Origin of the sequence: Paenibacillus sp. OAE614, from assembly GCF_040546645.1 — a bacterium.
GTDB classification, from domain to species: Bacteria; Bacillota; Bacilli; order Paenibacillales; family Paenibacillaceae; genus Paenibacillus_AQ; species Paenibacillus_AQ favisporus.
The window spans coordinates 2,237,463-2,262,902 of record NZ_JBEPOD010000001.1 but is presented as its reverse complement, the minus strand read 5'-3'; the positions used below and the strand labels follow the sequence as shown (position 1 = coordinate 2,262,902).

At 53.0% G+C, this 25,440-nt stretch carries 24 protein-coding genes and 1 riboswitch; of the genes, 8 read left to right on the top strand and 16 right to left on the bottom strand.

Going from position 1 to position 25,440, the window contains the following annotated elements; all coding sequences use genetic code 11:
- Positions 1-53: 53 nt before the first annotated feature.
- A complete protein-coding gene (dapA, locus tag ABIE48_RS10685) occupies positions 54-968 on the bottom strand; it encodes a 4-hydroxy-tetrahydrodipicolinate synthase (protein ID WP_192714594.1) in 915 nt (304 codons plus the stop codon).
- 117 nt (positions 969-1,085) lie between these two features.
- On the opposite strand from dapA, the gene ABIE48_RS10680 reads away from it, so the two are divergent.
- A complete protein-coding gene (locus tag ABIE48_RS10680) occupies positions 1,086-1,961 on the top strand; it encodes a LysR family transcriptional regulator (RefSeq protein WP_145023087.1) in 876 nt (291 codons plus the stop codon).
- A 199-nt stretch (positions 1,962-2,160) separates the two neighbouring features.
- Here ABIE48_RS10680 and ABIE48_RS10675 read toward each other — a convergent pair whose 3' ends face one another.
- From ABIE48_RS10675 to ABIE48_RS10660, 4 genes are all read right to left on the bottom strand, one after another.
- On the bottom strand, positions 2,161-2,709 hold the full coding sequence (locus ABIE48_RS10675) for an NADPH-dependent FMN reductase (RefSeq protein WP_145021237.1): 549 nt from the start codon (positions 2,707-2,709) through the stop codon (positions 2,161-2,163).
- 225 nt (positions 2,710-2,934) lie between these two features.
- The gene (locus ABIE48_RS10670) at positions 2,935-3,147 is read right to left on the bottom strand and encodes a hypothetical protein (RefSeq protein WP_145021240.1); all 213 of its coding nucleotides are present in this window, start codon (positions 3,145-3,147) and stop codon (positions 2,935-2,937) included.
- Positions 3,148-3,312: 165 nt separating this feature from the next.
- Positions 3,313-4,497, bottom strand: coding sequence for an MFS transporter (locus ABIE48_RS10665; protein WP_192714595.1), 1,185 nt, complete (start codon positions 4,495-4,497; stop codon positions 3,313-3,315).
- 451 nt (positions 4,498-4,948) lie between these two features.
- Positions 4,949-5,536, bottom strand: coding sequence for a TetR/AcrR family transcriptional regulator (locus ABIE48_RS10660; protein WP_145021246.1), 588 nt, complete (start codon positions 5,534-5,536; stop codon positions 4,949-4,951).
- A gap of 233 nt (positions 5,537-5,769) precedes the next feature.
- Here ABIE48_RS10660 and ABIE48_RS10655 point away from each other — a divergent pair, with 233 nt between their 5' ends.
- On the top strand, positions 5,770-6,435 hold the full coding sequence (locus tag ABIE48_RS10655) for a DUF2306 domain-containing protein (RefSeq protein WP_192714596.1): 666 nt from the start codon (positions 5,770-5,772) through the stop codon (positions 6,433-6,435).
- A gap of 83 nt (positions 6,436-6,518) precedes the next feature.
- On the opposite strand, the gene ABIE48_RS10650 is transcribed toward ABIE48_RS10655, so the two are convergent.
- Together ABIE48_RS10650 and ABIE48_RS10645 are read right to left on the bottom strand one after the other, a co-directional pair.
- A complete protein-coding gene (locus ABIE48_RS10650; protein WP_145021252.1) occupies positions 6,519-7,499 on the bottom strand; it encodes a hypothetical protein in 981 nt (326 codons plus the stop codon).
- 145 nt (positions 7,500-7,644) lie between these two features.
- Complete coding sequence (locus ABIE48_RS10645) at positions 7,645-9,000, bottom strand: amino acid permease (RefSeq protein WP_145021255.1); 1,356 nt, start codon at positions 8,998-9,000, stop codon at positions 7,645-7,647.
- A 238-nt stretch (positions 9,001-9,238) separates the two neighbouring features.
- On the opposite strand from ABIE48_RS10645, the gene ABIE48_RS10640 reads away from it, so the two are divergent.
- Positions 9,239-10,354, top strand: coding sequence for a VanZ family protein (locus ABIE48_RS10640; protein ID WP_145021258.1), 1,116 nt, complete (start codon positions 9,239-9,241; stop codon positions 10,352-10,354).
- A 47-nt stretch (positions 10,355-10,401) separates the two neighbouring features.
- Here ABIE48_RS10640 and ABIE48_RS10635 read toward each other — a convergent pair whose 3' ends face one another.
- Complete coding sequence (locus ABIE48_RS10635) at positions 10,402-11,193, bottom strand: hypothetical protein (RefSeq protein ID WP_260869210.1); 792 nt, start codon at positions 11,191-11,193, stop codon at positions 10,402-10,404.
- Between the two features lie 204 nt (positions 11,194-11,397).
- Positions 11,398-12,165, bottom strand: coding sequence for an SDR family NAD(P)-dependent oxidoreductase (locus ABIE48_RS10630; protein ID WP_145021263.1), 768 nt, complete (start codon positions 12,163-12,165; stop codon positions 11,398-11,400).
- Between the two features lie 275 nt (positions 12,166-12,440).
- Here ABIE48_RS10630 and ABIE48_RS10625 point away from each other — a divergent pair, with 275 nt between their 5' ends.
- Positions 12,441-13,049, top strand: a complete 609-nt coding sequence (locus ABIE48_RS10625; protein WP_192714597.1) for a TetR/AcrR family transcriptional regulator — start codon at positions 12,441-12,443, stop codon at positions 13,047-13,049.
- Positions 13,050-13,110: 61 nt separating this feature from the next.
- Positions 13,111-13,194: riboswitch (ZMP/ZTP riboswitch) on the top strand.
- A 67-nt stretch (positions 13,195-13,261) separates the two neighbouring features.
- Positions 13,262-14,107, top strand: a complete 846-nt coding sequence (locus ABIE48_RS10620) for a bifunctional 5,10-methylenetetrahydrofolate dehydrogenase/5,10-methenyltetrahydrofolate cyclohydrolase (protein ID WP_192714598.1) — start codon at positions 13,262-13,264, stop codon at positions 14,105-14,107.
- Positions 14,108-14,317: 210 nt separating this feature from the next.
- On the opposite strand, the gene ABIE48_RS10615 is transcribed toward ABIE48_RS10620, so the two are convergent.
- The 3 genes from ABIE48_RS10615 to ABIE48_RS10605 are packed head-to-tail and all read right to left on the bottom strand — an operon-like array spanning position 14,318 to position 17,819.
- Positions 14,318-15,550: an ABC transporter permease gene (locus tag ABIE48_RS10615; RefSeq protein ID WP_192714599.1), complete on the bottom strand. Its 1,233-nt coding sequence runs from the start codon at positions 15,548-15,550 to the stop codon at positions 14,318-14,320.
- Positions 15,547-16,239 (bottom strand): ABC transporter ATP-binding protein, encoded by a 693-nt coding sequence (locus tag ABIE48_RS10610; protein WP_145021275.1) that lies wholly within the window; start codon positions 16,237-16,239, stop codon positions 15,547-15,549. Before ABIE48_RS10610 ends, ABIE48_RS10615 begins: the two co-directional genes overlap by 4 nt.
- Positions 16,236-17,819 (bottom strand): efflux RND transporter periplasmic adaptor subunit, encoded by a 1,584-nt coding sequence (locus tag ABIE48_RS10605; protein WP_192714600.1) that lies wholly within the window; start codon positions 17,817-17,819, stop codon positions 16,236-16,238. Before ABIE48_RS10605 ends, ABIE48_RS10610 begins: the two co-directional genes overlap by 4 nt.
- Positions 17,820-18,028: 209 nt before the next feature.
- Between ABIE48_RS10605 and ABIE48_RS10600 the strand changes: the two genes are divergently transcribed.
- Positions 18,029-19,258 (top strand): aminopeptidase, encoded by a 1,230-nt coding sequence (locus tag ABIE48_RS10600; RefSeq protein ID WP_192714601.1) that lies wholly within the window; start codon positions 18,029-18,031, stop codon positions 19,256-19,258.
- A 99-nt stretch (positions 19,259-19,357) separates the two neighbouring features.
- Here the strand turns inward: ABIE48_RS10600 and ABIE48_RS10595 are convergent, their stop codons facing one another.
- The 3 genes from ABIE48_RS10595 to ABIE48_RS10585 all read right to left on the bottom strand — a co-directional run bounded on the left by ABIE48_RS10595 (position 19,358) and on the right by ABIE48_RS10585 (position 21,843).
- Positions 19,358-20,527 carry an MFS transporter gene (locus tag ABIE48_RS10595; RefSeq protein ID WP_192714602.1) on the bottom strand — a complete coding sequence of 390 codons (1,170 nt, stop codon included), beginning with the start codon at positions 20,525-20,527 and terminating at the stop codon, positions 19,358-19,360.
- A 70-nt stretch (positions 20,528-20,597) separates the two neighbouring features.
- Positions 20,598-20,876, bottom strand: a complete 279-nt coding sequence (locus ABIE48_RS10590; protein WP_105443464.1) for an ArsR/SmtB family transcription factor — start codon at positions 20,874-20,876, stop codon at positions 20,598-20,600.
- Between the two features lie 202 nt (positions 20,877-21,078).
- Entirely contained in the window at positions 21,079-21,843 is a 765-nt protein-coding gene (locus ABIE48_RS10585; RefSeq protein ID WP_192715317.1) for an exodeoxyribonuclease III, read from the bottom strand.
- A 163-nt stretch (positions 21,844-22,006) separates the two neighbouring features.
- On the opposite strand from ABIE48_RS10585, the gene ABIE48_RS10580 reads away from it, so the two are divergent.
- Entirely contained in the window at positions 22,007-23,191 is a 1,185-nt protein-coding gene (locus tag ABIE48_RS10580; RefSeq protein WP_145021286.1) for an MFS transporter, read from the top strand.
- A gap of 56 nt (positions 23,192-23,247) precedes the next feature.
- Here ABIE48_RS10580 and ABIE48_RS10575 read toward each other — a convergent pair whose 3' ends face one another.
- Positions 23,248-23,583 carry an antibiotic biosynthesis monooxygenase gene (locus tag ABIE48_RS10575; RefSeq protein ID WP_076167530.1) on the bottom strand — a complete coding sequence of 112 codons (336 nt, stop codon included), beginning with the start codon at positions 23,581-23,583 and terminating at the stop codon, positions 23,248-23,250.
- A 294-nt stretch (positions 23,584-23,877) separates the two neighbouring features.
- On the opposite strand from ABIE48_RS10575, the gene fabV reads away from it, so the two are divergent.
- Positions 23,878-25,068, top strand: a complete 1,191-nt coding sequence (fabV, locus tag ABIE48_RS10570; RefSeq protein WP_145021288.1) for an enoyl-ACP reductase FabV — start codon at positions 23,878-23,880, stop codon at positions 25,066-25,068.
- Positions 25,069-25,440 lie beyond the last annotated feature (372 nt).

The following is a 25,440-nucleotide window of genomic DNA, read 5'->3' as shown; positions in this document are numbered from 1 at the left end:
CAGCATGAAAGCGGCCATCGCCCTTCCTTTGAAGGATGTAGGCCGCCTTCTTGCTAACGTCCGTTGTATTCGTTATGCGCTGCTTCGATTCCTGTCAGCAGTTGGGCCAGTTCATTCTGGAGCGGCTGGGATATGCGTGTCATCGGCAGCCGAAGGTGATCTGAAGCAATCACACCCTGATTAGCCAGCACCCATTTGATCGGAGCGGGATTCGGTTCCTGGAACAGTTTGCGAATGAGCGGGACAACACGGTCAAAAGATCGTTTGCCTTCCATGACCATCCCGTTTTGCACCAGGTCATGGACCTCAATAAAGATATCTGTGTACAAGTTGGCCGAAGCCAGAATTCCCCCGCTCGCCCCTTGGCTGAGCTTGGCATGGTAGTACAGGTCGTCACCGCATAATACCGCCCCCGCATCTTGACGAGTCAACTCCGTAACCAGTTCCAGGCCGTCGGAGCTGTCTTTCATTCCGATCACACCTTCCATCTCCATAATGGTTTTGGCCGTATGCATCGTTAAGCGGACCCCGGTACGGGCAGGGATCTCATAAGCTATAACCGGTACCCCGACTTCCGTCACCCGGCGAAAATGCTCGATGATCCCTTCTTGCGACGGTTTACTGTAATAGGGAACCACAACGAGGACGGCATCCGCCCCCAAGGCGGCAGCCTGCTCCGTCCGCTGCACGGTCGTCAACGTGTCGTTGGTTCCCGTTCCGATGATCACCGGGGTGCTTCGCTGCTTTTCTTTCAAAATCTGCTGCGTGACCCGGGTGAGCTGTACGACTTCGTCCCAGCGTACCGTCGGGGCCTCTCCAGTCGTCCCGTTTATGATCAAGCCATTGATATGATGCTCAGCCAGCTTTTCCACGTAACGGGTGTATGATGCTAAATCAAGCTCTCCGCTTGGCAAAAATGGCGTGACCACAGGAACCAAAACGCCATGCAGTTCATCTCTTCCGATCATTTTTGATGACCTCCTCTATAGGTTGTGCCTCTAATTTAGCATAGGAATTATTATCAGTGTTATCTATAATAGTTGATGAGCATCATCGATAATATTGATACCATGGAGATGAATAGCATGGACCTAACGTACTTTCATACCTTTCGCGAGGTCGCGCACCGCAAAAGCTTTACCCGGGCGGCCGAAGAGCTGGGATATGCGCAGTCGAGTGTAACGGCGCAAATACAGAAGCTGGAGAAAGCATACGATACGCAGCTGTTCGAACGTTTCGGCAAGGGGGTTCGGCTGACCTCCTCCGGGGAAGAGCTGCTTAAGCTTACGGTACAAATGCTTGATTTGTTCGATGAATCGAAGGAGAAGCTTCGGACCGAGGGAGGCGGCACGATCTCCGTCGGAACGATGGATTCACTCGCCGCTTACTTTCTCCCCCCGCTGATCCAGCAGCTGCGCAAGCAGTACGAAGGATTGTCCATCCGATTATGGACGGACCGGGAGGACCTTCTCGTCCAGAGGGTCAAAGAGGGAGATTTGGACATCGGCTTGATTCTCGATAACGAACCGGAGGATCCGGCGCTTCACTGGCAGACGGTCCGCGAGGAACCGCTCGTTCTCATTGCAGGACCAGGACATCCACTAGCAGATCGAGAGATCATCCGTCTTCAAGATCTGTACGATGCCGAGTGGATTCTGCCGGAAGAAACCTGTAATTACCGGGTGATGCTGGAGAAGCTTCTGAAGCAGCATGGAATCCCATGCCGGCTCGGCTTGGAGCTGGGAAACCCCGAAGCGATCAAACGCTGCGTCATGACGGGATCAGGAATCTCCCTCTTGCCTCGCATGGCGGCAGACGATGAAATCCGCAGAGGGCTGCTCGCCCCACTTCCGTTCAGTCATCCCGATCTGCGACTCAGCCTGCAGCTGATGACCCATCCGAAGAAGTGGATCTCCCGGGCACTCGGCGATTTTATCGAGTTGGTTAGGAAGTCGCCGTAAGCCCAGCTTGGCTGTTCGTGATTCCCCAGAATCAGCTGTAAGCCGTCCGCAGCAAGTCGATCTCCATGTTCCCGGCACCCAATACTCCATGACCACCTGAGCTCGGCGAATTCCTTTAACCCTCGGGGATACAACAAAAAACGCACTCAGGCAGCGTCCAATCGCTTCCTCCGTGCGTTTTTCAACATATCCAATCGATTTATGCCCGTATCGTCTTTAATGCCGTGGACCAGGCAATCACTTGATCCAGCATGCCGTTGACATTTTTATGATGCAGCTCGGCCGGCTTGAAGGTTCTAAAGCTTTCGAAATCGGTAAAGAGCGACAGCGTCGGGTGAATGCGGACATCCGCCACGTTCAGCTCCCCAAGAATGCCGCGCAGATGCTCGGCCGCCCGGGCGCCTCCAGTGGACCCGTAGCTCACGATGCCTGCCGCTTTATTCCCCCACTCATCCCGAACCAGGTCGATCGCATTTTTCAGTACACCGGAAATGCTATGATTATACTCCGCGGTGACGAACACGAATCCGTCCATGCGGCCGATGACCGCGGCCCAGTTTTGGATGGCGTCCTCTCCGCCGGGATGTCCGAGGAACGGCAGCGGATAATCCGCCAAATCGATCAGGTGGTACTCCGCATCTCCACGCCCGTCGGCCAGCTCCTTGAGCCATGCTCCGACCTGCGGGCTGACCCGCCCTTCCCTAGTGCTGCCAAGGATGATTCCAATATTCAAGTGTGATTGTTCCATTTCTAGATCTCTCCCCATATTCATAAATTTCCGCAGATCCTGCAACCTGCCTGTAAACCCGGACCGGTACTTTTATCTTATAGCGGCTTGAAGACGAAAGATAATATCAATTCCGGCATGGCTATATATATTTCGGTCTATGGGTGGTTGATGCCAAAAAAAACAAACGCCTGAGCAGAGCACCGGCGGCTCTGCCTAAGCGTTTATCAGGCAGTATAATCGGATCTATTTGCGGATCTCATAAAATTGGCATTCTTTACGCGAGTGGTAAGTAACATCACTCACACCGGACTGGGTAATCACCGTGGAGTCGGTGAACCGGATGATCCGCGTATCTGGATCGATCAAATGGTCATCTTTAAACACGCGTATGGGAAGCTTCCTGCGCTCGGCCTCCTGCAGATCCGCTTCCGTCAGAAGCTCTCGAATCGTTGCCATGAATTACGGGTTCTCCTTTGGATATGAATTAGATACGATCACGGGTGCTCGCTCTTCCCTTATTGTAGCCGTTCATGGCATAAATGGAAATGGTTGAAGCGGGTAGGAACGATGGAAGCAGGAACCTGCAGGCTCAGACAACGTAACCGGACCAGTTCTTCACTCTTACGCACAGGTTTTTTCCGGAACTGCTGCGGAATCAGCTGGAGCCGGAGTCTTTTTCAAATATGGAATCAGCGACAGCAGGCCAAGCACGGCCAGAACCGCACCAACCCACAACGGTGATGCCAGGCCGTAGCCATGATCGATCGTGAGCCCGCCAATGGTGGAACCGACGACAATGCCGAAATTGACGACCGAGACGTGGAACGTATTGACGAGCGAGCCACCGTTCGAAGCTCTGGCCACTCGGGTCACCATGGGAGGATTCATAGAGACACCAACCAGACCGATCACGATGACGGCGATAACCGCAACGACCTGGTGTGCGGCAAATAAGCCGAACAAGATCAGCGCGCCCGTAAGCACGACTAGGCCGATGGTCAGAATCGGCATCATGTACCGGTCGGCCAGTCTGCCGGTGATGGTGTTGCCGATGACCGTCGCTACTCCATACACCCCGAGCAGGAGCGGCACCATGGATTCGCTAAAGCCCGCTACATCGGTAAGTATCGGTGAAAAGTAACTGAATGCCGCAAACGTCGCCCCGATGATCAGCATGCTGGTTGCGAAGGCCGCCCATAAATGCCGGTTCAAGAATGCAGCGAGTTCGCCGCGGAGACTGAGCGATTCAGCCTCTTCCTTAGGTGATTTCGGGATCAGCAGGAGACCCATTATTCCCGAAATCAGCACAAGGAAGACGACGGCCCAGAAGCTCGCCCGCCAGCCGAGATACTGGTCGAACAGCATGGCGGCGGGCAGCCCGACAGCGGTTGCGACCATCAACCCGCCAAGGACAATGGAGGCAGCACGGCCGCTTGCTTCCGGGCGGACCAAGGTGAGTGCAATCGCGATGGCCACGCCGAAGCAGGCCGACGAGGCAACTCCGGTAATAATCCGGGCAGCCATCATAAGCTCATAGTTCGGAGCCAGCGCTCCCAAGGTCTGCCCGATCAGAAACACGGTGGACAATGCCAGGAAGGCTTTTTTGCGCGGCACTTTTAACAATCCGACTGTCAATAGAGGCCCGCCGATAATCATCCCCGCAGCATAAGCGGATATCAGATATCCGATGGCGGCGACAGATACGCCAAACTCCTCTGATAGCGACGGCATGATCCCCGCCACCATAAATTCGGAAGTCGTCATGGAAAAAATCATCAATCCCAGTACATAAATCGCAAGCGGCAATGTAAACAGCTCCTTTATTAATTATTTTGTAACATTCAGTACAAAATTAGACACAGGGATCTCTCCAGGCATGTCACCTAGGAATCCTCCTCTGTATTTTCTTTATATTTTCTCTGCATCTCCTCTACAACTCTTCGGAATCTACTCGAAAGCTCCCCTGAATCTCATCTTTATCCTCACTGTATTTCCTTTGTGAGTTCTCTATATCTCCACCTTGCTCCCGTCTTTACTTATGCCTCACCTCCATTTTTCAATGGTTATAACTTTGCGGCTCATTTTACGTCCCACTTTTGTAACAACTAGTACAAAATTATTCAAAAAACACAGCCGCGTCCATCGCGTGAATATCGTCCAGCGCAAAGCGGCAGCTCGAATACGAACACAACAGCAAACAATGATTTAGATAGACTATATGATAGATTAAATAAATCTCTGACTCCCAGGGATTCTGCTAAAAAATGGCCGCAAGCGTGCCGTCAATAATTTGCCGGGCCAACGCACGGTTCATGGTCCCCGGATAAATCACACGCAGGCCATAACAGCAGCTGAGGAACAGAGCCGTCAGCTCCGATGTATCCCGTTCACGGGAAATTTCGTCGGCGGACTGCCCTTCGCGAATCGTTTTCTCGAGAGCCTGCTCCAGCAGCGCCACATGCTGTTTGAAGATCCGCTCAACAGTCGGGTCAGACTTTCCCCGCTCTACCGACGCGTTAATAAGCAAACATCCACGGTCCTTGGCTGCCGAGCCCTCTCGGATTTCCCATTCCAGCAGCTCACGCAGCCGCTCCTTCACCGGAGCGTCTTTGCGCAGAATGTCCAATTGGGTCTCGATCCCCACCTGATGGTATCGGATCAGCGCCTGTTCGTACAGCTCATGCTTGCTGCCAAAGGCATTGTACAAGCTTCCTCTGCCGAGACCGGTTTCCTTGCATAAATCGTCTGTTGAGCAGGCCCCATATCCCTGTGACCAAAACACCTCCACAGCGGCATCGATGACGGCTGTGTCTTTGAACTCACGGGGTCTACCACTTTTACTCATGTTTAGGCATCCCTTTCGTAGGTTTGATTGGATTGATTCTTAGATTACTCAATTCTGTACTCATCTGTCAAATATTATTTTTCTAATAAAATCCAATCCGTCACAAAAACGACACCAAACATGCGTTGCAAGCAAAGGCGTTTTCCTATAGCATAAATTTCCGAACGAAGTTCGGCCACCACTGTGCTGCCGCGTTTCGAACATTATCTCCAAACGGAGCGGAGTATTTTGCCATGTCAAAAAGCAAGCGCTATTATGCCCTGATGCTGCTGGTCATCACTGCCTTTATTTTATACGTCGCCTATGTACAGATCATTCAGGATCCACAAGCTTCGGCTTTCCTCGGTTTCAAAACCGACCTGAACCATCCCCTGAACCCTAAGCTGTGGCTGATCGTCATGAGGATTCATGCCGGATTGGCCTGCTTGGCCATGATCTACGGGGCCATCAACTTCGCAGCACGGATCCGGATCAGACACGTAATATTCCACCGGTTCAACGGATATTTATATGTCATCTGCGTCATGCTGGTTGGCCTCACCTCAGGTTATATGGCACCGGTCGCCACGGGAGGAAGGTCGGTCAGCATTGCGTTTAACCTGTTAACGATGCTATGGCCGGCATTCACGGTGATCTCCGTAATACAGATCCGGAAAAAGCAAATGGCCAGCCACCGGAAGTGGATGGTTCGCAGCTATGCTTTCTGTTTTACAAACCTGGTTGTCCACGTCCTCACGTGGACGATCCGCACGCTTGCCGGAAGTCCTTATCCGGTCAGCTACCGGATCAGCGTGTTTATTACGATTCCTTTGCTGCTTCTCATCGCAGAGCTTGTTATTCGCACTGCGTGGCCTGGGTCAGCCGGTTCCCGGCGTTCTGCCGACAACAATAAACCGTAAGCGAAAAAAACCGCCAGATGGCGGTTTTTCTCTTCTTATTCCAGCAAATCCCCGTGCAAACAACGGTAATTTCAGTTTGAAAGCTATTCGTTTTCGATCGAATTCAGCGCTGCAAACGCCAGTGGTCCAAAACCTTCAGAAGCTTCCCTCTGCGGCTGTGTGACATGAAAAACAAATCCGCTGCCGTCAAGCTTCTTCACGATAAATTCATGGGTTCCCGAAGAATCGAATGCCGTCAAAAAAATAAGAGCATCCTTCATCGGACCGGTAAGGTCTGCCGCCCCAAGCTTCTTGATTTCGCCATACGGCTTAAGCTCTTTCTTCCCTTGCAGTTCCAGCTGGTCCAAGTTGAAGTCTACAGGCAGCTTCTCAATACGGACCGAGTACTCGTGGTCAATGTTCATATACAGCAGATGCTTGCCCGCATCAAAAGAGAACTGTTCGGGAATATACAGCGAATACCCTTCTGCATGAACAAGCTTGGCAGGCCGCACTTCGTCGTTGCCTTCCAAGGTGACCTCCAGCTTGCCCTCGGCAGGGCGCTTACTTACATTACCGCTGTTTGCGGATGATTTAGAGTCTCCTGAATCAGATTGGCCGCCGGCCGAAGCACTGGAAGATGAATCCTTGCCTGATGTGTCGCCTTCGCCACCTTGGCCTGCTCCTTGCGCGCTGTCCGATTTTTTAATTTCGGTCAGTACGAGCTGCTTTAGCGTATCCTCGCCTTCAATAGCCTTTTCCTCGTATTTGAATTGGACTTGGTCCTGCTCCTGCAAATCGGCTACCGCTTGATCCAGCCCGTCACCCAGCTGAAAAGCGGTAGGCTTGCCGTCAACCACAATCTCCACCGTATGCGGATCAGCCTGGCCGGTATACGTTCCGGTCCCTTCCTTCACGGACGGTACCTGTTCAGCATTCCCGGGCTGGGTTGACGGATTGTTCTGCTCATCCATGTGGTCTGGCGGCGTACCCGGCGCCGTTTCCTGTTTGTCACTGCATGCGGTTACCGCAACAGCTATAGCCAGCGCCAGCAGAATCGAACTGATTTTAATCGTATTCTTCATGCTGCACCTCCGTTACCATCTTAGACGGACGGAGGCGGCTTCAGGTTTCAATAAATTCGATAGTCTTGATAAAAATATCAAATGGGATGGGTCTTACGAGACAGGAGCAAACCGCATGAAAAGCGCATCATTCGCTTTCTTTCACTTACTTGCTTCTTCCTCCAGCCCTGGAAAACCGGATCATCGACCAAATGATCAGCACGATAAGTACGGCGATGCATACGCCGATACTAAGCCGGTTCTGCGCATCGAATAAAAACATGGCCGCGATCACCGCCAAGCAGGCCACGACGGCGGACGTAACATATGGGTACCCCCAAACCTTAAAGGATGGCTCCACCGGATACGACTTCCGCAGCTTGATTTGTGCAAGGGAGATGCAAATCCAGACCAGCAGGACGCAAAATCCCGGAACAGCCATTAACACGCGGAACAACTGATCCTGCGCAAACATGCCCAGCATGGATCCCAATATCAAAATCACAGCACACAATAACAGCGTATTTACCGGGATACCCCTCCGGTTCGTGCGGGCGAGAGCCGGCGATGCTTCGCCGGCTGCAGCCATGGAGTGAAGCATGCGTGATGCTCCGTAAATTCCCGAATTGGCTGCGGACAGCACTGCTGTAACCAGAATAAAATTCATGAGATCCGCCGCTCCGGACAAGCCGGTCGCAGTCAGTACCTGGACAAACGGACTCGACTCGGGGCCAAGCTGGTTCCAGGGAATCAGCCCGCATATCACGAGGATCGGCAGCGTGAAAAATAATATGATCCGCAAAATAAAATTGCGTACCACTTTGGGCAGCACCTTTTCGCTGTTTTCCGTTTCCGTCAATGTCAAACCGATCAGTTCCGAGCCCCCGTAGGAAAACATGACCACAAGCAAAGCGGAAAAGATGGACGTCCATCCGTTGGGCAGAAATCCTCCGGCCGCCGAGTAGTTATGCAGATACGGCGTGTTGCCGCTCGGAATGATCCCGAAGATCAAGCATGTCCCTAAAACGATAAAGACGATAATCATGGCGATTTTGATCCCCGCCAGCCAAAATTCGAACTCGCCGAAGCTTCCCACGCTCATCAGATTAATCAGAATAATGAAGGCCGCGCTGGCTAGACTAAGCAACCATAACGGTACCCCGGGAAACCAATACTGCAAAAAGCTGCCGGCCGCTATAATCTCAATGACGCACACGGAAAGCCACAGGAAGCAGTACATCCACCCCATAATAAAGGATACTCTCTCGCCAAAGGCCTCACGGACGAAGTCCTTCATGTTTTTACCCGGGTAAACCGTAGCCATTTCCGCCATGGCTCCCATGACGACGAGCAGCAGCAGCCCGGCGAAGACGTAAGAGATAATGACGCCCGGTCCGGCCAGACCGATCGTTTCGGCACTACCTTTGAAGATGCCGGTGCCGATGACTCCGCCCATAGCCATCAAGCTGATATGCCTTGGTTTTAATTTTTTCTGCAATGAAACCCCATCTGGTTGTGACATCAAATATCCTCCTGCTGAATCTTGTTGTATTAGAACAAAAACCATAAGTTCAAGTATAACATTTTGCTTAAGCATCCTGATAGAAATTTAGCCGAATTTTCTGCATTTGCTTCACGATTCTTTATGATTTTTAAACAAAATTTAACCAGAAACCGATCATACTTGTGCTATGATGTACATTCAACCGATGGCAAGGCTGAAAGAAAACATAAAGAAATTAAGGCGGTGCAGTTTAGTCGTGTTTCATTCGTATGTATTTCCAATCTCATATGCATTTCTGTCTTTTCCCTTTGCGGCACTATTTTTTACCATTCCCTTCATGGTCGTCCAGTACCGCAGACACGGTTATATCCATAAAATCAGGGCGTTTGTGCTGTACCTGTTTCTGCTGTACCTGCTCAACGCATTGTTTCTGGTCATCCTTCCGCTGCCGTCTTCACGGCACAATCCCGCCATGGCCGGAGGGGCGCTTCAGCTGGTGCCGCTGAATTTCATTCACGACATCCTGAAAGAAACGTCCGTCGTGTCATCGCAGCCCTCGACGTACCTGCGGCTGATTACGGAACGCGCCTTCCTTCAAGTGGTGTTCAACGTGTTTCTTACCGTTCCGTTCGGTATGATCCTCCGTTATTATTTCCGGACGGGATGGAAACTTTCCATTCTGCTGTCGTTTTTGCTGTCGCTTCTGTTTGAGACGACCCAGCTCACCGGAATATTCGGGTTCTACGATCACCCGTACCGGGTATTCGACGTAGATGACCTGATCACTAACACGCTCGGCGGTTTGCTTGGATTCTTGGCAGCCGAATGGTTATCCGGCCTTCTTCCCCGCATTGAGCATTTGGATGCCAATATCGACCGGGCCGCCAAACGGGTGACCTATACGCGGCGGGGAATCGCTTTTATGGCGGACGGGATCGTCTGGGCGATCCTGCTTGGCATTCTGCATATTCTGCATGTACCGGCTTCCTTCTGGGTTGCGACAGGACTGTATTTCATGCTGGTACCTTGGCTGACTGGAGGACTGACTCCCGGCAAATGGCTTGTCCGCATCCGTCTTGCCGATGGAGGGGAGCGAATCTCCCTTAAATCGCTTGTGGTTCGATATGGAATCCTCTACTGGCTGTTTTTTGGAGCCAACCGGGTTCTGGCCGGCTCCCTTGACACCGTTCCGCCGATCCTTCGCATGATTCTGGGACTCATTGTGTTCGCCATGAATACCGCCTTCTTTATTCATGTCGTCATCTGCGTATTCAAGAAGGAGCCTCAGCTGTTCTATGAAAAATGGAGCAAAACCCGGCATGTTATCCTTTGGCAGCCGGCCGCAGCACCCGAACCGGAGAAAAAGGAGTAGTTCCCCTAATCGAAAAGTACTTCACAAGGACATATCACGCTTGTCCTTCAAGACTTGGGGAGCTTGGTTTCCGCAGTCCGGATGACGGAATCGATCTGCTTCTCCCATTGGTAAATTTGATTGAGAGAGGCGCTGATTTTACCAAGCTCCTTATACATCACGGTCAGCTCAGCCGTGGCTGTGATCGCGTTCCCGAGCTTGACTGCAGCTTTATACCGCTTGTCCGACGCGCTCCGGGTACTGTTCGCTGCCGTAATCTTCTTATTCTCGGCAGTCACCTGCTTCTTTAACGTTTGGACTTGCGCCAACGTATCCTTCACCGCCTTCGCTTTGGCCGAGGCTTCTTTCTTGGCGGCAGCGAGCGCATCCTTACGGCTCTTGATTTCCGCACGGGCCGCACTTGCCGAGGCCTTGATCTGGTTGCGCTTCAGATCGTACTGAAGCGCGGCCTTCTGGTCCTTGCGCTTTTTCGCATCCGCCGCCTTCTTCCCAAGGTCTGTATATTCATTGAGCAGCGGCTGATATTTCTTCTGGGCCTGATCGGCTTCGGATTTCAGCTTGTCGATCTTGGCTTTGTCGATCCCCTGCACCTTCGCATTGACAGACTTTAACCGGTCATCATTCTGTTTCCGGAGCACTTGAATCTGCTGCTTCTTCAGCTTGTTGGCCTCATCCAGCGCCTTATAGCTGTCATGAAGCACGCCAATACTCTGCAAAGCGGCATCCCAAGCACTGTCCGATGCGGCTTCCGCCCTCAACGGACCTAACATAAACAATGCGACCGTACAGCATAAAACCGTCACCAAGCTGTTTTTCCATAAAACTTTTACATACGACATCTTCATCTCTCCCCCAAATCATCAAAATTCATAATGAATGGACAAAAAAAGCACCCTGCAAGTAAGGCATGACGCCTTTCCTGCAGGGTGCTTCTCCCGCTTCCATTAACTATGTTGAACCCACTATATCGCTATTTCACACGGTTGTCAATAAATTACCGGAACATTTGTTCCTCTTTTTTTGGACGAATCCAGTTGTCGTGATTACTGACCGACCATCCCGCCGTCTACCGTGTAGAGGGATCCTGTCACGAATGAAGCTTCGTCGGAGAGGAGGAAGTTCATTACCGCTGCTACTTCTTCCGGCTCACCGTAACGGCCCATTGGCGTAGCCGATTCATTGGCGGCTTTGTACGCTTCCGCATTGCCGGAGTTCGCCTCAATCTGCCGCATCATCCGGGTGTTGATCGTTCCAGGCAGAACCGCGTTAACCCGGATGCCCAGCGAAGCCAGCTCGTTGGCAGCAACGCGCGTCAAGCCGATCACGGCATGCTTGGACATAATGTATGGGGCCACTCCTGGCGCGCCCATCAGGCCTGCAAGCGAAGACGTATTCAATATTGCGCCGGAATTCTGCTTTTTCATAACTGGAATAACATAATGCAGTCCCAGGAACACCCCACGGACGTTGACGTTATATACCAGATCAAGCGCTTCAACGGATTGCTCTTCGATCAGCCCGGTAGGACCCTCAATCCCTGCATTGTTCGCAAAGTAATCGATGGTGCCGAATTTTTCAACAGCACGGTTCACATAGTTCTGCACGTCCTGCTCTTTGGATACGTCGGCAGCGATTGCCAGTGAATTGGTATCGTTTAGGCCAAGCTCCTCAACGACGCTCTTGACCGCATCTTCCTTCAAATCGACCAGGACGAGGTTCAGCTTGCGCTCGGCCAAACGCCGTGCCAGCTCTTTCCCGATTCCGCCGGCCGCGCCGGTAATGACTGCAGTTTTCGTTTGTGTTTGACTCATGACTGAATCGCTTCCTTTTCAACAAAGTTTATAAAATTGCTGTATGGGCTTTAAAGCTCATATCTGCTACATGTATAGGTTACACCCTTATTAATTGTTCACACAATAATCATATTATGAAATAATGTCATCTATCCAACAGGTTGAAGCCGTATGTCACCGAACCATGACAATCTTGAACATTTACCTTCTTTTTGTTGATGATGTTCTGCGTTTTGGCGGCAGCCCAACTTGCGTTATAATAGGAGAAACGACAAGCTGGAGGCAGATTGCATTTGACAGACGAACAAGTTCTTGACCGCAGAGCCAGAAGAACCCGGCAGGCGCTCAAATCCGCACTCGTTTCCTTAATTCTCGATAAAGGCTTCGATTCGGTGACTATTATGGACATCGCGGCCCGCGCAGACTATAACCGGGGCACCTTTTACAAGCATTTCGTCAGCAAGGAAGACCTGCTCAAGGAAATCCACGACGAGTTTCTGCATGGCATCGCCGAACTGCTCGTCGAGCCGTATGATGGCCTGGAGCGAATTGAAGCCTCGATGACCTATCCCTCGGGGCTGCGCTTGTTTGAACATATCGAGCAGCATAAAGATGTGTTCCTGGCCTTATCGCGAGTCGAACGCGGAAAGCTGGCGATGAACATGTACGACAGGCTCAGGGAGTCGATGCGGAAGGACATGCATATCGAAATGGAACCGACCGAGCCGCCGATCGACTACGAAATCATGCTGAGCTACCGGATGTCGGCCACGGTGGGGGTCATTATGCACTGGGCAGAGGTTGATTTTAAATACACGGCGTCTTATATGGCGCAGCAGCTGATGGTGCTGGTTGAGACAAAAATGGATTACATCGTGTTTAAAAGAAACGGCAGCACATAAGCATCATTCTCAAAACTCCCCATTGTGCCCGTAAGCACAATAAGGTATCATTCTACATAGATGGACTGTGTGCGACTGGCGGAAACATGGGATGAACCATGAGGGAGCACATGGATATAAACAGCCGTACGCCTGGGCAGAGGTAAGGGGAATTTCCCCTTGCCTCTTTATGTTTTTCTGGACCTTACCATGATTTAAAGGAGATGCAGACAATGACAGAACAAACGCTGATTTTGGACGGAGCGCGCGTGGCGCAGGACATTAAGGACGGCTTGGTTAGCAGGGTGAAACGGCTGTCCGAGCAAGGGATTACCCCCTGCCTGGCGACCATTTTGGTAGGCGACGACCCGGCATCGGCCACATACGTGCGCATGAAAGGCAATGCCTGCAGACGGCTCGGGATGGAATCGTTAAAAATCACACTGGATGCGGGGACGACGACCGAGGAGCTCATCTTTGAAATCCAAAAGCTTAACGCCGACCCGAACGTTCACGGAATTCTGCTGCAGCATCCGGTTCCCCATCAGATTGATGAAAGAGCCGCATTCGACGCGATCGCCATTGAAAAGGACGTCGACGGCGTCACCACGCTGGGATTCGCGCAGAACGCTTTCGGCTTTGCTGCCTATCCTTCCTGTACCCCGGCGGCCATCATCGCCATCCTGGATTATTACCGGATTCCTGTAGAAGGCAAGCACGCTGTTGTTGTCGGCCGCAGCCCGATTCTCGGTAAGCCCGTCTCGCTGATGCTGCTATACCGCAATGCCACGGTCACGATCTGCCATTCGAGAACGAAAGGCCTTGGTGATATCGTGTCCCAAGCAGAGATCGTTGTTGCCGCAGTAGGCAAACCGAAATTCATTCAGGGAGACTGGATTCAGGACGGCGCTGTCATTCTGGACGCAGGATACAATGAAGGCAATGTCGGGGACGTTGATTATGAGGCATGTCTGGAAAAAGCGAGCGCCATTACCCCCGTCCCTGCGGGCGTCGGACCGGTAACCATTGCCATGCTGCTGAAGCACACGGTGGATGCGGCGGAAAAACAGCTGGGATAAACCAGCCATCGGTATGGCCAGGTTTTCCAAGGGACACTTAAAAAGCCGTGTATCGGCAGCACAAATACGCCGGTAACGGCTTCAAAAAATGGCAAGAGGGCATTCCGCCGAACATCATTCGGTGAAATGCCCTTTTTTCTACCCAAGATGTAATGTTCTTGAGTCGGTTGATATCCGATTCACATAAATCCGTCCGTCAAAAATGGCGGCCTATTCGTACCGCAGCGCCTCGATCGGATCCAGCTTCGCGGCCTGTCTGGCCGGGAATACGCCGAAAACGATGCCGATGCAGGCCGAGAACCCGACGGCAAGCAGCACGGAGTTCATGGACACCGCCGTGGTCACGTCCATCAGCTTGCCGACGAACTTGGAGCCGCCGAAGCCAAGGATGACGCCGATCACACCGCCCAGGATAGCCAAGGTGACGGATTCAAACAGAAACTGCGATAGAATCGTCCCTTCCTTGGCCCCGATCGCCTTCCGGATACCGATCTCCCGCGTCCGTTCGGTAACGGACACCAGCATGATGTTCATGATGCCGATTCCGCCGACGAGCAGGGATATCGCCGCCACGCCGCCCAGAAAGAGGGTCAGCGTTTTGGTGACACTTTCGGCGGAGGACATGACATCCTCCTGGCTTTGAACCCTGAAATCATCGTCGGCCCCGCCAAGTTTATGGCTTTGGCGTATCGTATACTGGATCAGCGCCATGGTGCTGTTGATCACGTCGGTAGATTTGGCTTCGACCAAAATTTGCCGGACACTGCTCCGGGAGCTCCCGGTCTGAAACCGGGACTGAATCGTCGTGATCGGCGCAATGACGGTGTCGTCCTGGTCAACCGTTCCCGATGAACCCTTGGCTTTGAGCACACCGATGACCCGAAACGGGATGTTGTTGATTTTGATCATGCTGCCGACCGCATCGAAGCCCGCTTCACCAAATAGCGTTTCCGCCGTCGTTGCGCCAAGGACTACGACCTTTGCCCTGTCATTGACTTCATCTTCCGTAAAGAAACGACCGATGTCCGTCTCCCACGATTTGATGTCGGCATAGCCCGGCGTCGAGCCGATGATCGTGGCGGAGGCCGTGTTCGATCCGTTCAACAGCTGCGCGCTCACCTGCGAGACCGGCGCGACGTACTTCACGGTATCGATCTTCGAGATCGGGTCAACGTCTGAGATGTTCAGCGTGCCCGTGCTTCCGCCTTGGCTGCCTCCTGCCGCTGTGCCGGTTGACGACCCCGAGCCTGCGGTAACCGTGATCAGATTGGAACCCAGGCTCTGGATTTGGCTCGTCACCTGCTTGCTCGTCCCCTGGCCGATGGAAATCATGGCAATGACGGTCGCCACGCCGATGATGATTCCAAGCATCGTCAGGAAGGAGCGCAGCATGTTGGACCGTAAGCTTCGGATTGATATGCGCAGCAGTTCCCCCACATTCATACCCGCTCACGCTCCGTATTCAGCCGGTCCGTCTCGATCAGGCCATCGCGAAACCAAATGACCCGTTTCGTATGGGCGGCGATGTCCGGTTCGTGGGTGACGATGACGATCGTATGCCCCTTTTCGTTCAGTCTCCGGAATATGCCCATGATTTCCTCGGATGATGCCGTATCCAGGTTGCCCGTCGGCTCGTCCGCCAAAATAATGGCGGGGTCGTTGCTCAAGGCGCGAGCAATAGCCACCCGCTGCTGCTGTCCCCCGGAGAGCTCATTCGGCTTGTGATGCATCCGGGTTTTCAGGCCGACCAGCTCAAGGCAGTACTCGGCCTTCTCCCGCCGCTCCTTTTTGTTTTTGCCCGCATACAGCATCGGAAGCTCGACGTTTTCAATGGCAGAGGTTCGCTTGAGCAGGTTAAAGTTTTGAAAGACAAAACCGATCTTGCGGTTGCGCACCTCCGACAGTTGCTTGGCCGATGCTGAGCCGATGTCGATGCCATCCAGCATGTACTTGCCGGAAGTCGGTTTATCCAGACAGCCGATCACATTCATCATGGTCGATTTTCCTGAACCAGACGGTCCCATAATGGAGACAAACTCGCGCTCATCGATTTGAAGGGTGACGCCCTTCAGCGCCTGGACCTCATTCTCGCCCGAAGCATAGACCTTCTTTACTTGATCAAAGGTGATCACTGTCCGCCACCTCCCATTCCGCCGCTGCGTGCACCGCCCTCGCCGGTTCCTCCAGTACTTCCGGTCCTGCCGCTACGGTTGAACTGCCGCATCTCGCCGCCTCCGTTCATGCCTCCGAAGCCGCCCATACCGCCCATGCCGCCAAAGCCACCCATAGTTCCCTGGCTCGTTCCGGTGCTCGTCTTTGTCGTCGTCATCGTAATGGTTACCTTGTCGCCCTCGGACAATCCGGTTAGCACTTCGGAATTAGCCCCGTCATCAAGGCCGGTCGTAATTTCCACCTGCTCCTCTTTGCCGCCTTTGTCGACCATGACGATTTTCCGTCCGCCAAACGACTTGATCGCCGCATCAGGAACTTTCAATACATCCTTCTTACCATCGGTAATAATGGCAATCGTCGCGCTGATACCCGGAATCAGCTTGTCTGCGTTATCTTGGCCCGCTGTGATTTCAATGCCGACCGGGAACGTCACGACGCCGCTGGTCTGCGCTTCCCCGAGCACCGCCTTGGACACGACTTTGCCTTTCAGCGTTACGCCCGTGAGCGCGTCAAATGTTATATTTACGTCCTGGCCGACCTTCACATCGGTGATATCGGTATCGTCGATGGAAGCCGAAATCCGGAAGCTTCCGCCGGTTGAGTACATAGAGATGGCCGAAGCAGCGTCGCCGGCAACCGTCTCCCCAACCTTGGCGTTCACGGCGGAAATGATCCCGTCATACGGCGCATAAATTTTGGCCCCGGCTGCGTTGGCCTTGGCGTCGTTCAAGGCAGCGAGTGCCATGGCCACGTCGGCTTTGGCACTGGCCACGTCGCTTTCAGCCGGCCCTCCCTGCAGCTTGGCCAACTGCGAAACCGCCTGATCATAGGCGCGGGACGCGCTATCCACCTGCGATTCGGCGTTGGTAACCGCTTCTTTCAGCTGATCCAGATTGCTCTGCTGCGATACCGCTTGTTTATAAGCATTCTGGGCATTATCCGCCGCGACTTGAGCGAATAAAATCTGGGACGGGTCTGTCCCCTTCTTCGCTTCGTCCAGCTTGGCCTGCGTGCTGATGACGGCAGCCTTGGCCTTGTCCACCTGTGCCTGCAGGTACGATGCATTGGCCGCCTTTTTTGCGTTCGTAAGCGCCGTCTTGGCGTTCTCCAGGTCGGACTGCGCCTTGGACACCTGGGCTTTTTGTTCGCTTAAGGTAGCCGAGTCCGTTCCAGCCTGGATGCTGTCCAGCTTCGCCACTGCACTGTCATACTTCGCCTGGGCTGACAGCAGGTCGTTTTGCAGCGCCGTTGCATCCATCGCTGCAAGCAGCTGCCCCTTTTTCACCGCTTCCCCGACGCTTACGTTGACCTTGGTCACTTTGGAGTTTCCGCTGAAGCTCAGGTTCACCGATTCGGGTGCTTCCACATTGCCGGAGGACGTTACCGTTTTGGACAAGTCGCCCCTCTCGACGGCATATGTAATGGTCGCCGTTTCCGTTTTCGTCGCGCTGGCGTTTTTTTGATAAAAATAGGTCCCCCCCGCGCCGATCACAATGACGCATCCGCAAATGATCAGCACGTTTTTTACCGCTTTGTTCATGTCCATTCTCCCTTCCTTCATATGACAAACACGATATCAGCCGAAACTTAAAAAAACCTAAACTCCGGTAGGCATGCAAAAAAGTTTTTCGAAAAAGACGGGAAGCCCCGATAAGCTTGCATCATGGAAATGGATAGAGATACACTGGTAGACAGATATTCTTTTCTCGGCAGGAATGCCATTTCACATACGATGGAGGAACTTGAATCATGGATCATTTTGAACAAATGCTGGAGAAATACGCCGAACTGGTCATCAAGGTCGGGGTGAACATCCAGCCCGGCCAGGTGCTGCTTGTGCAATCCCCGCTTGAAACCGTAGATTTTACGCGGCAGATTGTGTCCAAAGCCTATGAGGCTGGCGCCAAATACGTTCAGGTCGATTGGGACGACGAGAAGGTGACCCGCATCCGGTATGAACAAGCGCCTGACGATTCGTTCGCTTATTATCCGAAGTGGCAGGCCGACATGATGGAGCAGCTCGCCGAAGGCGGCGGCGCGGTACTACACATCAAGGTGCCCGACCCTGAGCTGTTCCGCGGCATCGATTCCGCCAAAGTATCGACGGCCGTGAAAGCGGCGGCGGTAGCCCGCGAGAAGTATCAGGCCTACGTACGCAGCAACAAGGTCAGCTGGTCGCTGATCAAGGCGCCGACCCGCGCCTGGGCGAACAAGGTTTATGCCGATTTGCCGGAAGAAGAACGTGTCCCGGCTATGTGGGAAGCCGTATTCCGCATGAACCGCGTCGACAGCGGGGATCCCGTCGCGGCTTGGCGGGATCATATCGACGAGCTGAAAAAACGGCAGCAATACATGAACGACAAGCGGTATAAGAGCCTGCACTACCGTGCGCCAGGCACCGACCTGCGGGTCGAGATGCCGGAAGGGCATTTGTGGCTCGGCGGCGGGGATTTGAAGGAGGACGGCGTGTATTTTGTGGCGAACATGCCGACGGAGGAAATCTACACGATGCCGCTGCGGACTGGAGTCAACGGCACGGTGTCCAGCACGCTTCCGCTTAACCTGAACGGCCGGCTGGTAGAAGGCATCAAGTTAACCTTCAAAGACGGAAAAGTGACGGAGTACGACGCCGTATCGGGCCGCGAGCACCTGACATCGCTGCTGGAAACGGATGAAGGCGCGTCCTACCTCGGCGAGATGGCGCTTGTGCCTCATGACTCCCCGATTTCGCTCATGAACCGTGTCTTCTACAATACGGGCGTGGACGAAAATGCTTCCTGCCATTTCGCGCTTGGAAGCTGCTATCCGGTCAATATCGAGGGCGGAACCAAGCTGAGCAAAGAGGAGCTACTCGCCAAAGGCGGCAACGTCAGCCTGACGCACGTCGATTTCATGATCGGTTCGGACCAATTGGACATTGACGGTGAACTGCCGGACGGCACCGTCGAGCCGGTGTTCCGCGCAGGCAAGTGGGTTTAAAATAACAAAAGCGGTCAGTCCCTAAAGAGGACTGGCCGCTTTCTTTTTTTAGATATAAACGTAGTTTTTCTGCTCCATGCGAGTGGAAGACCCGTTCCTTTATTCCGCCGCCGCAACCTTTCGCCGTGCGGACAGCTGATTCAAGCCGAGCAGCGCCAGCATCGCGATGACAACGCCCACGGCCCCGATCCATGTAACCGCCGACAGCGAGACGCCCGAAACGACCACGCCGCCGATGCCGGCGCCGGCCGCCATGGACAGCTGCATCATCGATTGGTTGAGCCCCAGCATGACACCGGAGGATTCCGGCTTGATCGTGACCAGATTGTACTGCTGTGCCGGTCCTGTCGACCATGCGGCGAATGACCACAAGATCAGGATGGCGAACACGGCGAACGCCGAGTGGCCAGCCAAACTGAGCAAAATAAGGGCGATCACGTGAAGGGTCATCCCGCTCAGAAGGGTGAAGGTCACCCCTTTCTTATCGGCACTGAACCCCCCCAGCTTTGAGCCGACCAGGCTGGCGATGCCAAAAGCTAACAAGGCCGTGCTCAGCAGGCTCTCCTGCAATCCGGATATTTGAAGCAAATAAGGGGACAAATACGTGTAAGCCACCGAATAGCCGCCCAGCCAAAAGAAACTGATAGACAGGCCCAGCGCAACTCTCGGATTTTTCAGAAGGGAAAACTGCTGCCGAAGGGGCACATGCGCGTCTCCCTGAATCCGCGGGATGGTCACCGAAATGATGAGCATCGCGACAATGCCGAGCAGAGCAATCCCGATAAATACCGCTTTCCAGCCAAAAGCAGCCGCGACCATTCTTCCGAGCGGCACACCGATGATGAGCGAAGCTGTAAAGCCCATGATGACGGTGGCCAAAGAGCCAGCCTGTTTACCTTCAGGCGCAATTTTGGCGGCGATGCTAAGCGCCGTGACGACGACCATCCCCGCACCAAGCGCCATCAGTATACGTGACGCCAGCAGCAGTTCATATCCGGGCAGCACGAACGACAAGATGTTGGCGACAACGAAAATGCCAAGGGCCGTGATCATCAGCCTGCGGCGGTCCCACTTTGCCGTCATGGCCATGAGAACAGGCGTAGCGATCGCGTATGTCAGTGAGAACACGGTAATCAGCTGGCCCGCGGCAACGACTGTAATGCCCATCGAATCCGCAATTTTATCCAAAATACCGGAAACGATGTATTCCGAGGTACCCACCAAAAAGCTGATAATGGCCAAAATGTAAATCTTCCAGGTGCTGGTCATAAATGCAATCAAACTCCTTTAAATAATATTTTCGTATTTCTACAATCATAGAAATAAAGGACAAAAAAAATTAGTTCAACAGAAATGGCGCATATTTCTGCGCTACCTCACGGTTCAGGCAGTAGAAAATAAAGGTGCCTTCCTTACGGGAATCCAGCAGACCGCTCTCTGCCAGCTGCTTCAGATGATGGGACAGCGTGGAGTCCGCTACGGATTCCAGCTTGCTCCCAAGCGTGGAACAGCAGGCTTCACCTTCCCGGGAAAGGATCATTGCCACTTTCAAACGTGTCGGTTCGCCCAGTGCCTTGTATATTTTTACGGCTTGCTTGGACTCCACATCTTCGTTCATATCCTGCTCCTCCTTCCTGATTTCGTATTTCTAAATTTATAGAAATAAAGTAGCATACGGTTTACCGGATTGTCAACACCCCATCTTTGTGGGTGGTATTAAAAAATGGGATCATGCCCCTCACTCACCACTGCAATGTCTGACGATGTTTATTGCCGCAGTGAGCCAAGGGATGACGGATTACAAGGACAAGATCCACCGTTTACAGCTTCGTTTCGTCCATCAGCAGCTTGACCGGACAATGATCGCTCCCCAGGATCAGATGATCGATCTGGGCGTCAATCAGGGACGGGGCAAGCCGTTCCGATACGAGAAAATAGTCGATCCGCCATCCCACGTTCCGCTCACGGATTTTGGGCATGTAGGACCACCAGGTATACGCGCCTTCCTGCTCCGGGTAAAAATGTCTGAACGTATCGATCAGCCCCGTATTCAGCAGTTCTGTCATTTTGCCGCGTTCCTGAGGAGTAAAACCCGAGTTTTCACGGTTCGACTTCGGATTCTTCAGGTCGATTTCCTGATGGGCGACGTTTAGATCCCCGCAAATGATGACAGGCTTCCGCGCATCCAGCTGCTGAATGTAGCTTCTGAACCGGTCCTCCCATTCCAGCCGGAGGTCCAGTCTCGACAGATCGCGGCGCGCGTTGGGCGTATACACGTTGACCAAGTAAAACCCTTCGTACTCGAGCGTAAGGATTCTCCCTTCCGGCTCCCCGTCCTCTTCCAGTCCGGAGTACACGGACAACGGCTTCTGCTTAGTAAAGACGGCGGTACCGGAATAGCCTTTCTTCTCGGCGTAGTTCCAGTATTGGTAATACTCGCCCATGCCGTCCAGGCAGATCTGCCCTTCCTGGAGCTTCGTCTCCTGCACGCAGAAGATGTCCGCATCCACTTGCTTTACATATTCTATAAAACCTTTATTGACACAGGCCCTGAGCCCGTTCACGTTCCAAGATACCAATTTAATCATCATTTCCCCCGCTGTTGTTGAAGTCTGTAACTCTAGTCTACCATACTACGTCCGCATCTTCCGTGACAAATCGGTGATTTAGAAAATGATAGATTCATGATACAATGTCCTAACGCGATTCAACCTATTTCCAAAATGACGTGAGGGATCTATTGTACCCATGAGAACTTCCGCTTCAGTTAAAGCGTTTAATTTTCTGTTTTTCGCCCTGCTGGCCATTTTCATTCCGTTTCTTCCCGTATATTTTGATGAGCAGGGACTATCGCCTTCCCAGATCGGCTTCATCGTCGGTACGGGAGGATTTATCACGATTGTGGCCCAGCCGCTGTGGGGGATGATCAGCGACCGGACCAAAACGATCCGGAAAGTGCTGCTGCTCCTTCTTGTTTGCGCCATCATGACCGGCTTTGTCCTGTACCATACCGGCACGTACAGCCTGATCATCCTGTTTGCCATGCTCACCTACTTTTTTCTAATGCCGGTCGATCCGCTGACGGAGAGCTTGAACTTCCGCGTCGCCGAATCGGCGGGGATCAGCTACGGCTCGCTTCGAACCTACGGGGCGCTTGGCTATGCAGTGATGTCATTATTCGCAGGTTATTTCATGACTTCATACGGCGCACACAGCCTGGCGTATTTGTTTGTGGCCATTGGTCTGGTCAGCTTTGTCATTACGCTGTTCATGCCGGACGCTCCGGTGTCGGGCAAACCGGTCACCCTTTCCAGCCTGAAGCATTTTCTCAGCAGTAAAGAAACTCTGCTCTTTCTCATCCTGGTCTTTATCAGTTCGATCCCCGCGCGGATGAACGATACTTATTTAGGGGTATACATCAAGGAGTTGGGCGGGACGGCCAGCCTTGTGGGACAAGCCTGGTTTCTGGCAGCGGGAAGCGAAATCGTCGTGTTCGCCTTGAGCTTCTGGTGGCTTCGCAAAGGCAGCGAGCTGATGCTGATCGCCTTTTCGGGATTTTTTTATTTTATACGCTTTTTCGCATCGGCCTGGATTGAAGATCCGCATCTCCTCGCCTATTTGCAGTTACTGCAGCTGCTCACCTTTCCGGTGTTTTATTCCGCCGCCATTCAGTACCTGTACCGCATCGTTCCGGTCGAATGGCGGGCAACCGGGCAGACGGTGCTGGCGCTGCTGTTCTTCGGGGTTTCCGGCATTATCGCTTCCTTTGCAGGCGGTGCGCTGTATGAGGCATTCGGCGGGAGGACACTGTTTCTGACGATTTCCGGCATGTCGCTGGCGGGAACGCTGTTCGGGATTGTACTGTACCGAATTTACGGGCGCAGAAACCGTGCAGCAACTGCAGAGCCGGCCGGAGAAGACGCCCCAGAATAATCGTGAAGGCCACAAATAAACCGCCCTTAGAGGCGGTTATTTCTTGTTTCCCGATGTTAATTGGTGCTGGAAGAAGCCTTGCCCGGCTTCACAGCCTGCACTTCATACATTTTTACGGTTGTGCTGATCATATAGGCTGGCGGCTCCTGCCCCTTCTTGTCGCGATGACCTTGAAGATGCGCGTCGCTTTTCTCCCAATTTTTCCAATCTTCCTGGGACTCCCAGCGGATCATGACGACGACTTCGTCCTGCTCTCTTCCACGGGTATTGACCATGACCGTTCTGTCAATCAATCCGTTCATCTCGTCCATCGGGCCATCCTTGGTGAATCTGGCGGCAACCTGTTCGCTGTACCCTTTTTGCACAGCCATCGTTCTCAATTGAATAAACATAGGTGGTTCCTCCCGTCCATGGATATGATTGCTGTATTCCTGCGGAATCATCGCCTTATGTCGGCTCCGTGATTTCCGGACTGTATCCATCTTAATCGATAATGATTCTCATTGTCAAATGGCTGGACATCCCGAAATCTCTCCGCTTCTACCATTCACCGCTTAAACCCTTGTTTTTCGGTTTTTAGATGTAATATCATTAAAGGAGTTTCCTCATGGCTGCCCGTATGGGATACATAAACCTGACTCCAAACAAACGATACTTTACTTTAAAAAGAGAGGATAATCATTCACATGATCATCAAACCAAGAACCCGGGGCTTTATCTGCACGACGGCACATCCTGTAGGATGCGCTGCGCAGGTCCAGGCCCAAATCGATTACGTCAAATCCAAGCCGGCCGTCCAAGGGCCGAAAAACGTGCTCGTGATCGGCGCGTCGACCGGCTATGGCTTGGCGGCACGCATCACAGCTGCATTCGGGGCAGGAGCGAATACCGTAGGCGTATACCGCCCAAGCAGCGGTTCCGAGAAACGGACAGCCTCCGCCGGATGGTACAATTCCGCCGCGTTTGAACAAGCAGCTGAAGCAGCCGGGCTAAAATCTTTCAGCGTGACAGGGGACGCCTTCTCGACTGAAACGAAGGAGAAAACGGTGGAATTGATCCGTTCCGAACTCGGTCAGGTCGACCTGGTGGTGTACAGTGTGGCATCCGCCCGGAGAACCGATCCGGTCACCGGCGAAGTGTACAATTCCACCCTTAAACCGCTGGGTAAGCCCTATACGAATAAAACCGTCAACTTCCACACCGGCGAAATCAGCGAAGTGACCATTGAGCCCGCTACGGAAGAAGAAGTCCGCGGTACGGTTGCGGTCATGGGCGGGGACGACTGGCAGCTGTGGATCGATGCGCTGGAGCAGGGCGGCGTGCTGGCCGACGGAGCCGCCACCATTTCCTTCTCCTACATCGGATCGGACATCACCCAAGCCGTGTACCGGGAAGGCTCCATCGGCAAGGCCAAGGATCACCTGGAAGCCACTGCGCTGAAGCTGAACGACCAGCTGGCGGCCAAAAACGGACGCGCTTATGTCGTTGTCAGCAAAGGGCTGGTGACCCAATCCAGTTCGGCGATCCCGGTCGTGCCGCTGTACATCTCCGCATTGTACAAGGTCATGAAAGAAAAAGGCATCCACGAAGGATGCATCGAGCAGACGTACCGCCTGTTTACCGACCGGCTGTATACCGGCGGCGAAACGCCTGTGGATGATGTCGGCAGAATCCGCATCGACGACTGGGAGCTCCGCGAAGATGTGCAGGCTGAAGTCGCCGACATCTGGAACAGCATCACATCGGACAACATCTATGATCTGACCGATCTTCATGGGTACCGCCGCGAATTCTTCCAACTGTTCGGCTTTGAGACGGATGGCGTCGATTATGAAGCCGACGTAAATCCTGACGTGAAGGTTCCGCATTCCGTTTAACCGATTCAGCGCTTAAATAGAGAAGCCTGGTTATGCTTTCTCGCATATCCAGGCTTTTTTTTGGCTTGTTCGCCAATTCTTCGATGTGACGAATCATAAACGGCCATCCTCCGGGTATGTTAATGAAGACGGTCCTGAACGATCGGTTGGTCGGCATTGTCAATGACTTCTCTGAAAATGTTTCTCTCCTCCGGAGACTTGGGAACATGCATCTGCGGGAAATTAGCCTTCAAAATCTTTTCCAGTTCCCAACCGTCATCCGGGAAATCGACTTGCGGCCGCTGATCCGAAGCAGCAGGATTCCTGCCAGCGCTACAACCGCCGACTGCCAGATTATGAACATGTAACGCCTCCTCTTTTTTATGCCAAGCT

Excerpts from the sequence above, each read along its gene's own strand:
- dapA (WP_192714594.1), bottom strand. The coding sequence starts at position 968 with ATGATCGGAAGAGATGAACTGCATGGCGTTTTGGTTCCTGTGGTCACG.
- ABIE48_RS10680 (WP_145023087.1), top strand. The coding sequence starts at position 1,086 with ATGGACCTAACGTACTTTCATACCTTTCGCGAGGTCGCGCACCGCAAA.
- ABIE48_RS10675 (WP_145021237.1), bottom strand. The coding sequence starts at position 2,709 with ATGGAACAATCACACTTGAATATTGGAATCATCCTTGGCAGCACTAGG.
- ABIE48_RS10670 (WP_145021240.1), bottom strand. The coding sequence starts at position 3,147 with ATGGCAACGATTCGAGAGCTTCTGACGGAAGCGGATCTGCAGGAGGCC.
- ABIE48_RS10660 (WP_145021246.1), bottom strand. The coding sequence starts at position 5,536 with ATGAGTAAAAGTGGTAGACCCCGTGAGTTCAAAGACACAGCCGTCATC.
- ABIE48_RS10655 (WP_192714596.1), top strand. The coding sequence starts at position 5,770 with ATGTCAAAAAGCAAGCGCTATTATGCCCTGATGCTGCTGGTCATCACT.
- ABIE48_RS10650 (WP_145021252.1), bottom strand. The coding sequence starts at position 7,499 with ATGAAGAATACGATTAAAATCAGTTCGATTCTGCTGGCGCTGGCTATA.
- ABIE48_RS10645 (WP_145021255.1), bottom strand. The coding sequence starts at position 9,000 with ATGTCACAACCAGATGGGGTTTCATTGCAGAAAAAATTAAAACCAAGG.
- ABIE48_RS10635 (WP_260869210.1), bottom strand. The coding sequence starts at position 11,193 with ATGTCGTATGTAAAAGTTTTATGGAAAAACAGCTTGGTGACGGTTTTA.
- ABIE48_RS10630 (WP_145021263.1), bottom strand. The coding sequence starts at position 12,165 with ATGAGTCAAACACAAACGAAAACTGCAGTCATTACCGGCGCGGCCGGC.
- ABIE48_RS10620 (WP_192714598.1), top strand. The coding sequence starts at position 13,262 with ATGACAGAACAAACGCTGATTTTGGACGGAGCGCGCGTGGCGCAGGAC.
- ABIE48_RS10615 (WP_192714599.1), bottom strand. The coding sequence starts at position 15,550 with ATGAATGTGGGGGAACTGCTGCGCATATCAATCCGAAGCTTACGGTCC.
- ABIE48_RS10605 (WP_192714600.1), bottom strand. The coding sequence starts at position 17,819 with ATGAACAAAGCGGTAAAAAACGTGCTGATCATTTGCGGATGCGTCATT.
- ABIE48_RS10600 (WP_192714601.1), top strand. The coding sequence starts at position 18,029 with ATGGATCATTTTGAACAAATGCTGGAGAAATACGCCGAACTGGTCATC.
- ABIE48_RS10595 (WP_192714602.1), bottom strand. The coding sequence starts at position 20,527 with ATGACCAGCACCTGGAAGATTTACATTTTGGCCATTATCAGCTTTTTG.
- ABIE48_RS10590 (WP_105443464.1), bottom strand. The coding sequence starts at position 20,876 with ATGAACGAAGATGTGGAGTCCAAGCAAGCCGTAAAAATATACAAGGCA.
- ABIE48_RS10580 (WP_145021286.1), top strand. The coding sequence starts at position 22,007 with ATGAGAACTTCCGCTTCAGTTAAAGCGTTTAATTTTCTGTTTTTCGCC.
- ABIE48_RS10575 (WP_076167530.1), bottom strand. The coding sequence starts at position 23,583 with ATGTTTATTCAATTGAGAACGATGGCTGTGCAAAAAGGGTACAGCGAA.
- fabV (WP_145021288.1), top strand. The coding sequence starts at position 23,878 with ATGATCATCAAACCAAGAACCCGGGGCTTTATCTGCACGACGGCACAT.